We start from the raw sequence: 13,386 nt of genomic DNA, 5'->3' as shown, positions 1-13,386 counted from the left end.
GACCGTCACGCGGCAGACCGGTGCGCGGGGACGCACCGGTCTCGCGCCGACCTCAGCCGCCGAGTTTCCGGGCCAGCTCCTCCGCGTCCGTCGTCGGCGCGTCACAGACGAAGTGCCGGCAGACGTACGCCGTCGGCCGCCCCTCCGCCTGCGGCCGGTCCATCAGCAGCGGGAACTCCGCACCGCCCGTCTCCCCCGCGGCGACCACCGCGCCCGGCGCCCGCCCCAGCAGCGCCGTACGGTGCAGCTCGCCGCCGACCGGACCGGCGACCGCCACCTCACGCGGGCCGTCGAGCTGCGCCTCGGCGACCGCGAGCCCCCACCCGATGAACCGCGGAACGCGTGGCCCGAGCGCCTTCACCACCCCCAACGCCCCTTCCGCAGCGGTGCGATGGGCCTGCGAACCGGTGTGCGCCGCGTACGAGAGAAGCGCCCCGGCCGCCGCCGTCCAGCCCGCCGGGGTGGCGCTGTCGGTCGGGTCCTGCGGGCGGCGGATCAGCCGTTCGGCGTCGTCCGCGGTGTCGTACAGCTGGCCGCCCTCGCCCGAGAAGTGCTGGAGCACGATGTCGAGCAGGAAGCCGGCGAACTCCAGCCAGGCGCCCTCTCCGGTGACGGCGGCGAGCGCGACGAAGCCCTCCGCCACATCGCCGTAGTCCTCCAGGACGCCCGCGTTGGATCCCGCCCGGCCGTCCCTGGACGTCCGGACCAGCCGGGCCACCTCGCCCATGTGGAGCCGGACCAGCAGGTCCGCCGCCTCGGTGGCGCGTTCGATCAGGTCCGGCCGGCCGAAGTACGCGCCGGTCTCGGCGAGCGCGGCGATGGCCAGTCCGTTCCAGGCCGCCACCACCTTGTCGTCCCTCCCCGGGCGGGGACGCTCCTCGCGCGCCGCGAACAGCCGGGCCCGCACCCCGGCGGCCCGGTCCGCGTCCACCCCCGCGCCGCCACCGGGCAGTTGCAGCACCGACGCGCCCTCCTCGAAGGTGCCTTCCTCGGTCACCCCGAAGTACTCCGCGGCGAACGCGGCGTCCTCCTCGCCCAGCACCTCCCGCAGCTGACCGGGCGTCCACACGTAGAACGCGCCCTCGACGTGCCTGCCGCTGCCGTCGTCGCTGTCGGCGTCGAGCGCCGAGGCGAACCCGCCCTCCGCCGTCCGCAGCTCGCGCACCAGGAAGTCGGCGGTCTCCAGCGCCACCCGGCGGGCCGTTTCCGAGCCCGTCGCCCGCCACAGGTGGGCGTAGACCCGGCAGAGCAACGCATTGTCGTACAACATCTTCTCGAAGTGCGGAACGATCCACTCCCGGTCCACCGAGTAGCGGGCGAACCCACCGCCGAGCTGGTCGTACATCCCGCCCCTGGCCATCGCCCCACAGGTGTCGGCGGCCATCTGGAGGGCACCCTCGGCGCCGGTACGGGCGTGGTGGCGCAGCAGGAACTCGATCGTCATGGACGGCGGGAACTTCGGGGCGCCGCCGAAGCCGGCGTGCTTGTCGTCGTACTCCCTGGTCAGCCCGAGCAGTGCCTGCGCGAGCTCCTGCTCGCCGGGCAGCCCCTCCCCGCCGTGCGCCAGCGACCGGCCGGCGAGGTCGTGGACGATGCGCCCGGCGACCTCGGCGACCTCCTCGGGGCGATCGCGCCAGGCGGCGGAGACACCTTCGAGGACCTGCACGAAGGACGGCATGCCGTGGCGGGACTCGGGCGGGAAGTACGTCCCGAAGTAGAACGGCTCGGCGTCGGCGTTCAGGAAGACGGTCATCGGCCAGCCCCCCTGACCGGTCGCCGCCTGCACGGCCTCCATGTACACGGCGTCGACGTCCGGCCGCTCCTCGCGGTCGACCTTCACGTTGACGAAGTGCTCGTTCATGTACGCCGCGACCGCTTCGTCCTCGAAGCTCTCGTGCGCCATCACATGGCACCAGTGGCACGCCGAGTAGCCGACCGACAGCAGGACGGGTACATTGCGCCGCCGTGCTTCCTCGAAAGCGTCCTGCCCCCAAGGCCACCAGTCGACGGGATTGTCAGCATGCTGAAGCAGATAAGGCGAGGTCACACCAGCCAGCCGGTTCATGCGATCCAGCCTCTCACAACGCCCACCCCCGCAAGTGAGGCCCGCACGGGCTCTGCCTCGCTTGGCCGAACCGCACTCGTGCGCCGACACGTGGTGGACGGCCGCCTCCCCACTCGTCACAACTCACCCGGGACGGGCATTCATTGGGACGGCGCGCCGGGCGGGCTCCGACGAGCCCGGCAAGGGTCGACCGGTCCCAGGGTTGCCGGGTGCGCCGGGACGGAGAAGAAACACAGAAGGGGGAAACCGCACTCCCGCGTGGATGCACACCCGGATCAGCGCGGAGCAGTACGACTCCTGGTCCGATGAACAGTGCGCCGGCATCGAGATCGTGGACGGGATGGCCGTCGTGAACCCGAACGCGTCCGAGCGGCACAACCGGCCGGCCCGGATCCTGGCCGATGCCCTGGCCGATGCCCTGGCCCGGACCCCCTGGGAACCACCTGACAGCGCCGCACCGGGCCGCCGCTCCCCCGGTGCGTACAGCGGCCTTCCGGCCCGAGCGCCCGCCAGGTCCAGGGCTCGCCGGCCGAGGGCAACGGCCGTTCGCCCCGGGTCACTTGCCCGCCATGCTCTCTCGCGCTCGGCCGCCCCACGCAGGACACTTGTCCCGAGCAGGAGCTCTCGGAGGGGGACATACATGCGGGACAGCCACCGGGCCGAAGCCGAACGGCTGTTGGTACGCGCCGTGGAGGAAGAGGTACGCAGGTCGGGAGGGAGGACCGACCCCGGCGCGCTGACGGCGCGCGGCCGGGCCGCCCTCGATTCGCTGGCGGCGGCCGCGGCCGAGGAGTACGCCGCGTACACCCAGGCGCTCGACGCCGCGGAGGCCGGGCGGCAAGCCCTGTCGCAACGGTTCAGCCGGACGACAGTAGGAACCCCGCTGCTGGTGGCGGGAGTTGCCGCGGTCGCCGCGGTCGGGGCCGACCTGGCGCTGGGCACCGCGGCCGGGCCGGCGCTCGGTGCGGGCGCCGTCGTCGCCGTCGCGGGCGCCGCGGCGACCGTCGCCAAGGTGACCGCCTCGCACTGGCCCGCCGCCCACCGGCAGGCAGCCGCCGCCGGACAGCCCGGCGGCGCCGAGCAGCTCCGGCTGCAGTGGCTCGCGGCGCTGGAGGTACGGGGCATCCGGCCGTTCCTGGACCAGCAGCGGATGCTGACCGCGTCGTCCCGTACACCGAAGAAGAAGACCGCCGCCGCGCCGCAGCTGCGTGGCGGGGACCGCAGCGCGGCCGCGCGCAGGCGGTCGCTGCTGGAGCAGTCCTTCGGCCATCTGCCCGCCCCCGGCGGGCCGTTCGCGGGACGCCGTGCCGAGCTGGCGCAGATCGCCCAGTGGGTGCACGCGGCCCGGGCGTCGACGGAGACGAAGCCGACCGTCGTCGTGCTGCACGGCGCCCCGGGCGCCGGACGCACCACGCTCGCCGTACGGGCGGCACACCAGCTGAAGGACCAGTTCCGGGGTGCCTGCGTGGTGGATCTGCGCTCCGATGTCACCGGCGAGAAACCGCTGCCGACCCGCGACGCGCTGCTGCACCTGCTGAACCGGCTCGGCGCCCCCCGTGAACAGCTGCTGTTCCGGGACGGCGCCGCCGCGGACCGGGAGCCGGGAGTCCGGGGAAGGTCCTCCGCCGATCAGCAGGTGCGGCGGCTCGGCGAGCTGTACCACCAGCATCTGACCGGTACGCCGGTGACGATCGTCCTCGACGACGCCGGCGACCCGGAACAGGTCCGCACGCTCATACCGGAGCGCTCCGACAGCCTGGTCCTGGTCACCGCCCGCGCCCCCCTGGACCTGCCCGCCGACACCCCGGCGTGGGTGCACCAGCTGCCCGTGGGCCCGCTGGACGCGGCGGGCGCCGAGGAGCTGCTGCGGGAGTCGGCCGGGGAGCAGGAGGAGGGTCCGTACGACTCGCAGTCGACCGATACGGTCATCGAGCTGTGCGGCGGACTGCCGCTGGCGCTGCGCGTCGCGGGCTCCTCGCTCGGGTCGCGCACCCGTACCTCACTGGCCGCCGGTCTCGGCGCGTACGGTCCGGTCGCCCCGGTCGAGCGGGCCCTGTGGCTGCGCTACACCGACCAGTCCGAGCAGGCCCGGCGGCTGCTGCGCCGGCTCGCGCCGGCCGGGCGCGCCAGCCTGGGCGCGGCGGCCGCCGCGGCGCTGCTGGCCGCCGAGGAGCAGGAGGCCCAGTCACTGCTGACGGCCCTGTGCGGGGCGGGGCTGCTCGATCACGTGCGGGGTTCGCGCTACCGGCTGCACGACCTCGTGCGGAGCTTCGCCCTGGCCAGGCTGGGTGAGGAGGAGGCCCCGGCGGACCGGACCGCCGCGCAGGAACGGCTGATCCAGAACTACGCGGAGCTCGCGGGTGCGGTGATCCGGATGGTGGACGGGAAGATGTCCACCCGGGCGGGGCAGTTCGGTTCGCACGGTTTCAGTTCGCTGGACGCGGCGCTGCGCTGGCTGGACGAGGAGTCGAGCTTCATCACCTCCGCGCTGCGGCATGCGGAGGGCGTCGGCCAGGGCGCCGTACTGGATCTGCTGGGTGCGCTCTGCGACTACTGCCTGCTCCGTGGCGACCTCTACCGGCTGGGCGAGATAAGTGAGCTGACGCAGGCGGTCGACAAGGGACTGCTGGAGCGGTCGGTCCAGTGGCGTACGGGTATCGCGGCCCGGCAGCTCGGAGAGCTGGACAAGGCCCGTACGACACTGTCCTCGGTCGTCGGGCTCTACCGGGAGGCGCAGAACGAGGCGGGCACGGCACTGGCGCTCTGCTCGCTCGGCATCACCCTGCACCACCAGGGCAATCTCACCGAGGCGGCGGCGCGGCTGCGCGAGGCGGTCGAACTGCAGGCGTCGGACGAACAGGCCGAGGACCGGGCGTGGTCGCTGCACGCACTGGCCGCCGTCGAGCGCGACCGGGCGCATCTCGCCGAGGCCCTGGCCCTGCTCGGCACGGCGCTCGCGCTGCACCGGGAGGGCGAGTCGTTGCACGGCGAGGCGTGGACGCGTTTCCAGCTGGGCCAGGTACTCCTGCGGATGGGTGATGTGCCGGGGGCGGAGGGGGAGCTGCGTACGGCCCTGGACCTGTACGGACTCACTCGTGACGAGCGCGGCGAGGCGTGGGCGCTGACCCAGCTGGCCCGTGCCCGGCTGCTCGACGGCGACCCGGTCCCGGCGGCCGACCGGCTGCGCGAGGCGCTGTCCCGCCACCGCGACAACGAGGACGCGCGCGGCGAGGCGTGGACGCTGTACTACCTGGGCCAGGCCCTGGAGGAGGCCGGCGACACCGATCAGGCGGTACGCGAGCTGGAACGGGCGCGCACGATGTTCTCCCGGATGCGGGACGTGTACGGGCTGGCGTGCGCGCGGCACCACTCGGGCCGGGTCACCCGGGACCAGCGGGCCGCCACGACGGGCAATCTGCGCAACTCCGGGTTCGCCCGCCAGCTCCTGGCCGACGCCCGGGCCGACTTCCGGCGGATCGGCGTGCCGCACGGCGAGGCGTGGACCTGTCTGGAGCTGGCCCTGATCGACGCGGGCAACAACCGCGCCCCGCAGGCGCTGGGCCTGTGCGACGAGGCGGTGGAACTGTTCGGCTCGTACGGCGACACCCGGGGCGCCGACTGGGCGCGCTTCCTGCGCTGCACCCTGCTGCCCTACGCGTCGGCGGGCGGCACGGAGGTGGGATCGGTGGTGGCGCAGCAGGAGCTCGCCGACCTGCTCCGGGCCGTTCACCCGACCCGTGACAGCAAGCTGACGGACTGCGCGGAGGCGTTCACGGTGGTCCTGAACCGGGGGGTCGACCTGGAGGACGGCTGGCAGGCCTGGCGTCTGGGCATGACACCGGACCGGCACGCCCGGGAAATCATGGGCGTGCCGGTGGGGGCACGTCCGTAGGCAGCGCCTCAGCGCCTCCGGCCGGGGGTGCCCCCGGGCACCGGGCGGGCCGGAGGCCGGCCCGTCCGGTGTCCCGCGAGGACTCGGCTACCGGGCGCGCCCGGCGGCGCTCCCCGGGACCTCGGAGTCGGCGGGCACCGCGTCCGGGTCCGGCGCCTCCTCGAAGTTCACCCTGCCCATGTGCCGGTTCATGGACTTCATCAGCAGCCATACGCCCGCCGCGAGCGCCGCGAAGACGATGAAGCCGAGGACGCCGGGTGTCACCTTGTTCTTGTCGAATTCCTCGGCGAGAGGAACGACGTGGGTCAGTGCCTGGGTCGCGTACATATCAGGCATTGTCGCGGATGCCCGCGAAGAGGTCGCTCTCGGGGAGGGAGGTATCGACGAGGGACTTCGCCAGCTCGTACTCCTCGGTCGGCCAGACCTCGCGCTGGACGTCCATCGGGACCCGGAACCAGCCGCCGTCCGGGTCGATCTGCGTGGCGTGCGCGATCAGCGCCTTGTCCCGGATCTCGAAGAACTCCGCGCACGGGATGTGCGTGGTCAGGGTCCGCTCGACGCGCTCGAACTCCTTCCAGCGCTCCAGCCAGTCACCGTAGGGGGACTCCAGGCCACGGGCGAGCAGCGCCTCGTGCAGCGCCACCGTGCGCGGACGGTTGAAGCCCTGGTTGTAGTAGAGCTTCTGCGGCTGCCAGGCGGGGCCGAACTCCGCCTCCGGGTACTTCTCGGTGTCGGTGGCGCCCTCGAACGCGATCATCGTGATCTTGTGGGTCATGATGTGGTCGGGGTGCGGGTATCCGCCGTTCTCGTCGTACGTGGTGACGACCTGGGGCCGGAAGGCACGGATGGAGCGGACCAGCCGCCCGGCGGCCTTGTCCTCGTCCTCCAGCGCGAAGCAGCCCTCGGGCAGCGGCGGCAGCGGGTCGCCCTCGGGAAGCCCCGAGTCGACGAAGCCGAGCCATTCCTGCCCGACGCCCAGGATCTCCCGGGCCTCGTCCATCTCCTTCTTCCGTACCTCGCGGATGTTCTCCTCGATGTAGGCGTCACCCTGGAGTCGCGGGTTGAGGATGGAGCCACGCTCACCGCCCGTGCAGGTCACGACCAGCACGTCCACCCCCTCGGACACGTACTTGGCCATGGTGGCCGCGCCCTTGCTCGACTCGTCGTCGGGGTGGGCGTGTACGGCCATCAGTCGAAGCTGCTCAGTCAAGACTCGATCCTCAGTGATTGGTCGCCATTGAGTGGTGCCGTCCCGGAAGGACGTCGGTGTCGGGGTGGCGGTCGGGGGCGTGCTGGAGGCTTCTATAGTGACCGAACCGGGGGACGGAAAATTCCGGGATCCCCGGCTTGGAGGGAACGATCATGACTGCGGTGCGTGAAGCACTTCCGGAGGGCCGCTACGGGCGCTCCGTGGACGAGCGCGCGGACCGCAAGCTCAGGATCATCGGATCGGTGCTGGGCGCCGCACTGCTCGGCGTGGTCGGCTGGATCGGCTACACCTACGTGGCGGGCCAGGACATCAGCGCCGAGGTGATCAAGTTCAAGATCGTCTCGGATGACCGGGTAGACGTCCACCTCGAGGTCCGCAAGGACCGGGACGCCAAGGGTTACTGCACGCTCCGCTCGCAGCGTGTGGACGGTGACGACGTGGCCCGCAAGGACGTCCGTTTCGACGACCGCTCCGGCCGGATCGACCGGATCATCTCCCTGCGCACGACGTCGCGGGCGACCAGCGTCGAGCTGCTGGGCTGCACCGCTGACGGCGGGTCGTCGCAGTGAGCGGTCCGGACCGCCCCTGACCTGCGCCTATCGTCACCGGTTCGCGTTGACGCAGTCGTAGCGCCTTACCTTCTCCCCCTTTTCCTGCGGAATTGTTAGGCTCGTGGTTTCGCCCACCCGTGGAGGCACATGCTTCTGGGTAGGGCGATGCTTTGTATTCCCCGTACCGACGCTTGTATATCCAGTACCGACTAGGAGCACCTGTGACCCAGACCAGCGAAAACGTCACCTGGCTCACGCAGGAGGCGTACAACCAGCTCAGGGCCGAGCTGGAGTACCTGTCTGGTCCCGCGCGCACGGAGATCGCCGTCAAGATCGCGGCGGCCCGTGAGGAGGGTGACCTCCGGGAGAACGGCGGGTACCACGCGGCCAAGGAGGAGCAGGGCAAGATGGAGCTGCGCGTGCGCCAGCTCACCCAACTCCTGGAGCACGCGAAGGTCGGCGAGGCGCCGGCCGACGACGGTGTGGTCGAGCCCGGCATGGTCGTCACCATCGCGTTCGACGGCGATCTCGACGACACCATGACGTTCCTGCTCGCCTCGCGCGAGTACCCGAGCGCGGACATCGAGACGTACTCCCCGCAGTCTCCGCTCGGTACCGGCGTGAACGGCAAGAAGATGGGCGAGGACGCCGAGTACGAACTGCCGAACGGCAAGAAGGCCTCGGTGAAGATCCTCGCGGCGAAGCCGTACTCCGGCTGAGCCGACGCAGCACCCGCAGAACACAGGAAGCCCCGGCCGCGGACGGCCGGGGCTTCCTGGCGTTCCTCAGGCGGTCGCGGAGCGGTACTTGCGGACCGCGAGTGTCCGGAAGACCACGATGATCAGCACGGACCAGATCAGCGAGGCCCAGACGGGGTGCTGCATGGGCCAGGCGCCGGAGGTGGAGAGGCCGGGGTTGCCGAAGAGTACGCGGCAGGCCTGGACGGTCGCGCTGAACGGATTCCATTCGGCGATCGGCTGGAGCCAGCCCGCCATGTTCTCGGTGGGCACGAACGCGTTCGAGATGAACGTGACCGGGAAGAGCCAGATGAGGCCGCCCGAGGTGGCCGCCTCGGGGGTGCGGACCGAGAGCCCGATCAGCGCCCCGATCCAGGAGAAGGCGTAGCCCAGCATGAGCAGCAGCGCGAAGCCGCCCAGCACCTTGGCGAAGTTCTCCTCGGTGCGCCAGCCGACCAGCAGGGCGACGACCGCGAGGACCACCAGGGTCAGCGTCGTCTGGACGAGGTCGGCGAGCGTACGGCCGGTGAGCACCGCACCGCGTGCCATCGGCAGCGAGCGGAACCGGTCGATGAGGCCCTTGTGCATGTCGTCCGCGATGCCCGCGCCGGCGCCCGCGGTGGCGAAGGTGACGGTCTGGGCGAAGATCCCCGCCATCAGGAAGTTGCGGTACGTCGCGGGATCGGTGGAGCCGCCGATGGTCATGGAGCCGCCGAAGACGTAGCTGAACAGCACCACGAACATGATCGGCTGGATGAGGCCGAAGATCACCATCTCGGGGATCCTGGTCATGCGGATCAGATTCCGCCGGGCGACGACGAGGGAGTCGCGGACCGACCGGCCGATGCCGCCGCCCGCCCGTGGTGTCACCGCGAGGTGCGGCAGGTCCGTCGTGGCGGTCATTTCCCGGCCTCCTGCCCGGCGCTCGGGCCGGTCTGCGCCATGGGCCTCGGACCGGCCCCGTTCTCGTCGGTCGCGGTCTGCTCGGCCGCATGGCCGGTGAGCGAGAGGAACACGTCGTCCAGGGTCGGGCGGCGCAGTCCGATGTCGTCGATCTCGACCCCGCAGGTGTCGAGATCGCGGATGATCTCGGCGAGCAGCCTGGCGCCGCCGGTGACGGGGACGGTCAGCTTGCGGGTGTGCCGGGCGACGGTGACCTCGCCGGCGCCGAGGCTCGCGAGGACGGACCTGGCCGGGTCGATCTGACCGGGCCGGTGCACGACGACCTCGACCCGCTCGCCGCCGGTCCGGGCCTTGAGCTGGTCGGAGGTGCCGCGGGCGATGACGAGGCCGTGGTCGATGACGCAGATGTCGTGGGCCAGGTGGTCGGCCTCCTCCAGATACTGCGTGGTCAGCAGCAGCGTCGTACCGCCCGCGACGAGTTCCTCGATGACCTCCCACAGCTGCTGGCGGTTGCGCGGGTCGAGTCCGGTCGTCGGCTCGTCCATGAACATCACGGGCGGGGAGACGACGAGCGCCGCCGCCAGGTCGAGGCGGCGGCGCATCCCTCCGGAGTACGTCTTCGCGGGCCGGTCGGCCGCGTCGGCGAGGTTGAACCGCTCCAGCAGCTGCCCCGCCCGGGCCTTGGCGTCGCGCCCGCTCATCTGGTAGAGCTGACCGACCATCCGGAGGTTCTCGCGGCCGGTCAGATACTCGTCGACCGCGGCGAACTGGCCGGAGAGCCCGATGGAGCGGCGCACCTCATCGGGTCTCTTCAGTACGTCGATGCCCGCCACGACGGCTCTGCCGCTGTCCGGCCGCAGCAGCGTGGTCAGCACGCGTACGGCGGTGGTCTTACCGGCCCCGTTCGGGCCGAGCAGGCCCAGGACCGTGCCCTGCGGCACATCGAGGTCCACACCGCCGAGTGCTCGTACGTCGCCGAAGGTCTTCACCAGGCCTTCGGCGTAAATGGCGCCTGGCATACCGGACTCCCCCAGTGCGTTTGGGTGACTTCCTCAACAGATCCTAGGATTCTGCGCCTTTCGCCGCCCAGGGAACGCTTGTACCCGGTCCGTCCGCGTGTCAGCCCGTCACCAGGTACCCTGCCTCCCGCAGCGCCGCGGTGACCTCGTCGCAGTGTTCGGGCCCCTTGGTCTCCAGCTGCAGTTCGACCTCGGCCTCGGTGAGCCCGAGCTGCGGGTCGGTCCGCACGTGGCCGATGTCCAGGATGTTGGCGTCGGCGACCGTCAGCGTGCCGAGCAGCGTGGCCAGCGCTCCGGGGCGGTCCGTGAGCCGGACCCGCAGGCTCAGATAGCGGCCCGCCGTCGCCAGGCCGTGGGTGAGGATGCGCTGCATCAGCAGCGGGTCCACGTTGCCGCCCGACAGCAGGGCGACGACCGGTCCCCGGAACGACTTCGGATCGCTCAGCAGCGCCGCGACCGGGCTCGCCCCGGCGGGCTCGACCACCAGCTTCGCCCGCTCCAGGCAGAGCAGCTGCGCGCTGGACAGCTCGGCCTCGGAGACCGTGCGGACCTCGTCGACCAGCTCCTGGACGAGCCCGAACGGCACGTCCCCGGGGCGCCCCACCTTGATGCCGTCCGCCATCGTGTGCAGCGAGCCGATCGACACCGGGTGGCCCGCGGCCAGCGACGGCGGGTAGCAGGCCGCGCCCGCCGCCTGCACGCCGACGATCCGCACGTCCGGCCGGACCGCCTTCACCGCCACGGCGATGCCCGCGGCGAGACCGCCGCCGCCGATCCCGACGACGATGGTGCGGACCTCGGGGCACTGCTCCAGGATCTCCAGGCCCACGGTGCCCTGTCCGGCGATGATGTCCGGGTGGTCGAAGGGGTGGATGAAGACCGCGCCGGTCTCCTGCGCGTACTCCTGGGCGGCGGCGAGCGTCTCGTCGACGACACTGCCCTGCAGCCTGACCTCCGCGCCGTACTCCCGGGTCGCGGCGACCTTCGGCAGCGGCGCCCCGACCGGCATGAAGACCGTTGACCGTACGCCGAGCAGCGCAGAAGCGAGTGCGACACCCTGCGCATGGTTTCCGGCGCTCGCGGCGACGACACCCGCCGCACGCTCCACCGGGGAGAGGCCGGAGATCCGCACGTACGCGCCGCGAAGTTTGAACGAGCCGGTCCGCTGGAGGTTCTCGCACTTGAAGTGGACCGGCGCACCGACCAGCCCGGACAGGTGGCGGCTGCCCTCCATCGGGGTCACCCGGGCAACGCCGGAGAGCATCTTCCACGCACCTCGGACGTCGTCGAGGATCACCGGGGGAAAGGGGCGCGGCGTACGGAAGTTCATAATCGCAAGTCTCGCAGCTGGACGCGGGGCCGGATGCCGCACCGCTGCCGTCCTGCGCCGTTGTCCACAGGTTTGTGCAGCGCTGGTACACGTTGCCCCGTGGCCGCGTACTCTGTCCCCCACCCATCCGACACCGCACGAAGAGAGCCCCCGGCCATGCCCCCTCAGGACATGACGACAGCTGCGTCTCCTTCCGGGGGCGCCGCCCCCGAATCCCCGGGTCCCGATCACCTCCTGGATGTTCTGCAGCACCAGGTGGCCGTCTTCGCCCGCCGTGCCGAGCAGACCCGCCTCGGCGGTGTCGGCCAGGTCCGCAATTCCATGGACCGGGCCGCCTACCTGCTGTTGAACCGGCTGGACCGGGAAGGCCCGATGGGCGTCAAAGCGCTGGCCGCGGGCATGGGGATCGACTCCTCGACCGTGACCCGTCAGGTCGCGCCGCTCGTCGACACGGGCCTGGTCAAAAGGACTTCGCACCCGGAGGACGGCCGCGCCGTCGTGCTGCAGCTGTCCCCGCGCGGCCAGGCGCGGCTCGACGAGGTACGGGCGTCGCGCCGGGAGCTGATGGCGCAGGTGACCGGGGAATGGACGGCGGAGGAGCGCGAGACGTTCTGCACACTGCTGACCCGGTTCAACGGGGCGCTGGCCGCGCGGCAGCAGCAGCCGACCGGGGACTGAGGACGGGTCCGGACGGCCCCGCCCGGCGCCGGCGGGCGGCCCGGGTCCGGGTATCCGGGGCGGCCCCGCCGTCGCGGCCGTCACCGCCCCTCCCGGCGTTCCGCGGGGCGGCGGCCGGAATACGCCTGTCGAACCCCTTGACCCGGGACCCTCCGCGGCGCTCCGATGTGGGGGTGCGAGATCGGCAGGCGGGGCTTCAGCGGCGGCGCGGCCAGGAGTTCGAGGCCTTCGTGGCGGGCGCGGCCGGCCGGCTGCTGCATACCGCCACTCTGCTCACCGCCGAGCCCGCGCAGCCTCCCGGGAGCAACGAACGGGCGCGGCGGCTGCTGACCGCCGCCCTGGCCCGTACGTACGCGGCCTGGGACCGGCTGCACGGCGAGGATCCGTACGAGCGCACCCGGCAGGAGCTGGCCGTCCGGTTCGCCCGCGATGCCTGGCGGCACCACCGGCCGCGCGGCGGTCTGCTGGACCCGCTGACCCCGCAGGAGCGGCTGATCCTGGTGCTGCGGCTGTACGAAGGGGTCGCCGAGGAGCAGACCGCCGCATTGCTCGGCCTTCCGGCGGACCGGGTGCGGGCGATCTGCAACAGGTCGGTGGCCACCATGCGTGGCGCCCGCACCCCGACCGCGCGGCGGCGGGCCGTACGGCTGCTGAAGGCCGCGCCATGAGCCGCCACAGTCAGAAGGAGGACCAGGTCCGGCGGATGCTGGACGGGCCGCATCCGCAGGTCCCGGCCGATCTGGCGGAGCGGGCGGCGGAGCGCGGCGGCCGGATGCTGCGGCGGCGCCGCGCGGCCCGTGCGCTGGCGGTGGCCGCGCTCGTCGCGGCGGTGCTCGCGTTCACGGTGTGGGCGGTGGTCGCCGAACCCTGGCACGTGCAGCCCGCGGAGACGACCCCGCCCCTGGGCCGATGGTAGGGCGCGGACCCGCTCCGGAAGGGCGGCCTGCGGGAGACCGTCACCACCGGGAGACCGGCCGGACGGGCGCCGGGCGGGCCGGCTG

12 protein-coding genes are annotated in these 13,386 nt (G+C 72.2%); 6 read left to right on the top strand and 6 right to left on the bottom strand.

The features are described 5' to 3' along the window. Positions 1 to 52: 52 nt before the first annotated feature. A complete protein-coding gene (locus ACFVXE_RS25825) occupies positions 53 to 2,065 on the bottom strand; it encodes a thioredoxin domain-containing protein (RefSeq protein WP_389674522.1) in 2,013 nt (670 codons plus the stop codon). A gap of 640 nt (positions 2,066 to 2,705) precedes the next feature. On the opposite strand from ACFVXE_RS25825, the gene ACFVXE_RS25820 reads away from it, so the two are divergent. Beyond that, the gene (locus tag ACFVXE_RS25820) at positions 2,706 to 5,957 is read left to right on the top strand and encodes a tetratricopeptide repeat protein (RefSeq protein WP_389674521.1); all 3,252 of its coding nucleotides are present in this window, start codon (positions 2,706 to 2,708) and stop codon (positions 5,955 to 5,957) included. Positions 5,958 to 6,044: 87 nt separating this feature from the next. Here ACFVXE_RS25820 and ACFVXE_RS25815 read toward each other — a convergent pair whose 3' ends face one another. Continuing rightward, entirely contained in the window at positions 6,045 to 6,284 is a 240-nt protein-coding gene (locus tag ACFVXE_RS25815) for a hypothetical protein (RefSeq protein WP_389674519.1), read from the bottom strand. Between the two features lies 1 nt (position 6,285). Further along, complete coding sequence (mca, locus tag ACFVXE_RS25810; RefSeq protein ID WP_389674518.1) at positions 6,286 to 7,167, bottom strand: mycothiol conjugate amidase Mca; 882 nt, start codon at positions 7,165 to 7,167, stop codon at positions 6,286 to 6,288. Between the two features lie 152 nt (positions 7,168 to 7,319). Between mca and ACFVXE_RS25805 the strand changes: the two genes are divergently transcribed. Continuing rightward, positions 7,320 to 7,736 (top strand): DUF4307 domain-containing protein, encoded by a 417-nt coding sequence (locus ACFVXE_RS25805; protein ID WP_389674517.1) that lies wholly within the window; start codon positions 7,320 to 7,322, stop codon positions 7,734 to 7,736. A gap of 203 nt (positions 7,737 to 7,939) precedes the next feature. Continuing rightward, positions 7,940 to 8,437, top strand: a complete 498-nt coding sequence (gene greA, locus ACFVXE_RS25800; RefSeq protein WP_389674516.1) for a transcription elongation factor GreA — start codon at positions 7,940 to 7,942, stop codon at positions 8,435 to 8,437. Positions 8,438 to 8,503: 66 nt separating this feature from the next. On the opposite strand, the gene ACFVXE_RS25795 is transcribed toward greA, so the two are convergent. The 3 genes from ACFVXE_RS25795 to ilvA form a co-directional block, all read right to left on the bottom strand. Beyond that, positions 8,504 to 9,358, bottom strand: coding sequence for an ABC transporter permease (locus tag ACFVXE_RS25795; RefSeq protein ID WP_389674514.1), 855 nt, complete (start codon positions 9,356 to 9,358; stop codon positions 8,504 to 8,506). Continuing rightward, positions 9,355 to 10,377, bottom strand: coding sequence for an ATP-binding cassette domain-containing protein (locus ACFVXE_RS25790; protein ID WP_389674513.1), 1,023 nt, complete (start codon positions 10,375 to 10,377; stop codon positions 9,355 to 9,357). The genes ACFVXE_RS25795 and ACFVXE_RS25790 overlap by 4 nt, the downstream gene beginning before the upstream one ends. A 100-nt stretch (positions 10,378 to 10,477) precedes the next feature. Beyond that, on the bottom strand, positions 10,478 to 11,707 hold the full coding sequence (gene ilvA, locus ACFVXE_RS25785) for a threonine ammonia-lyase (RefSeq protein WP_389674512.1): 1,230 nt from the start codon (positions 11,705 to 11,707) through the stop codon (positions 10,478 to 10,480). A gap of 156 nt (positions 11,708 to 11,863) precedes the next feature. On the opposite strand from ilvA, the gene ACFVXE_RS25780 reads away from it, so the two are divergent. The 3 genes from ACFVXE_RS25780 (at position 11,864) to ACFVXE_RS25770 (ending at position 13,301) form a co-directional block, all read left to right on the top strand. Then, on the top strand, positions 11,864 to 12,385 hold the full coding sequence (locus ACFVXE_RS25780; RefSeq protein ID WP_389674510.1) for a MarR family winged helix-turn-helix transcriptional regulator: 522 nt from the start codon (positions 11,864 to 11,866) through the stop codon (positions 12,383 to 12,385). A gap of 173 nt (positions 12,386 to 12,558) precedes the next feature. Beyond that, the gene (locus tag ACFVXE_RS25775) at positions 12,559 to 13,053 is read left to right on the top strand and encodes a sigma factor-like helix-turn-helix DNA-binding protein (protein WP_389674509.1); all 495 of its coding nucleotides are present in this window, start codon (positions 12,559 to 12,561) and stop codon (positions 13,051 to 13,053) included. Beyond that, complete coding sequence (locus ACFVXE_RS25770; RefSeq protein WP_389674508.1) at positions 13,050 to 13,301, top strand: hypothetical protein; 252 nt, start codon at positions 13,050 to 13,052, stop codon at positions 13,299 to 13,301. Before ACFVXE_RS25775 ends, ACFVXE_RS25770 begins: the two co-directional genes overlap by 4 nt. Positions 13,302 to 13,386 lie beyond the last annotated feature (85 nt).

Source organism: Streptomyces sp. NPDC058231 (assembly GCF_042882275.1).
Classification (GTDB): Bacteria; Actinomycetota; Actinomycetes; order Streptomycetales; family Streptomycetaceae; genus Streptomyces.
This window is presented reverse-complemented; position numbering and strand designations above follow the sequence as displayed.

Coding starts and splice junctions, on each gene's coding strand:
- ACFVXE_RS25825 (WP_389674522.1), bottom strand. CDS start 2,065: ATGAACCGGCTGGCTGGTGTGACCTCGCCTTATCTGCTTCAGCATGCT.
- ACFVXE_RS25820 (WP_389674521.1), top strand. CDS start 2,706: ATGCGGGACAGCCACCGGGCCGAAGCCGAACGGCTGTTGGTACGCGCC.
- ACFVXE_RS25815 (WP_389674519.1), bottom strand. CDS start 6,284: ATGTACGCGACCCAGGCACTGACCCACGTCGTTCCTCTCGCCGAGGAA.
- ACFVXE_RS25805 (WP_389674517.1), top strand. CDS start 7,320: ATGACTGCGGTGCGTGAAGCACTTCCGGAGGGCCGCTACGGGCGCTCC.
- ACFVXE_RS25795 (WP_389674514.1), bottom strand. CDS start 9,358: ATGACCGCCACGACGGACCTGCCGCACCTCGCGGTGACACCACGGGCG.
- ACFVXE_RS25790 (WP_389674513.1), bottom strand. CDS start 10,377: ATGCCAGGCGCCATTTACGCCGAAGGCCTGGTGAAGACCTTCGGCGAC.
- ilvA (WP_389674512.1), bottom strand. CDS start 11,707: ATGAACTTCCGTACGCCGCGCCCCTTTCCCCCGGTGATCCTCGACGAC.
- ACFVXE_RS25780 (WP_389674510.1), top strand. CDS start 11,864: ATGCCCCCTCAGGACATGACGACAGCTGCGTCTCCTTCCGGGGGCGCC.
- ACFVXE_RS25770 (WP_389674508.1), top strand. CDS start 13,050: ATGAGCCGCCACAGTCAGAAGGAGGACCAGGTCCGGCGGATGCTGGAC.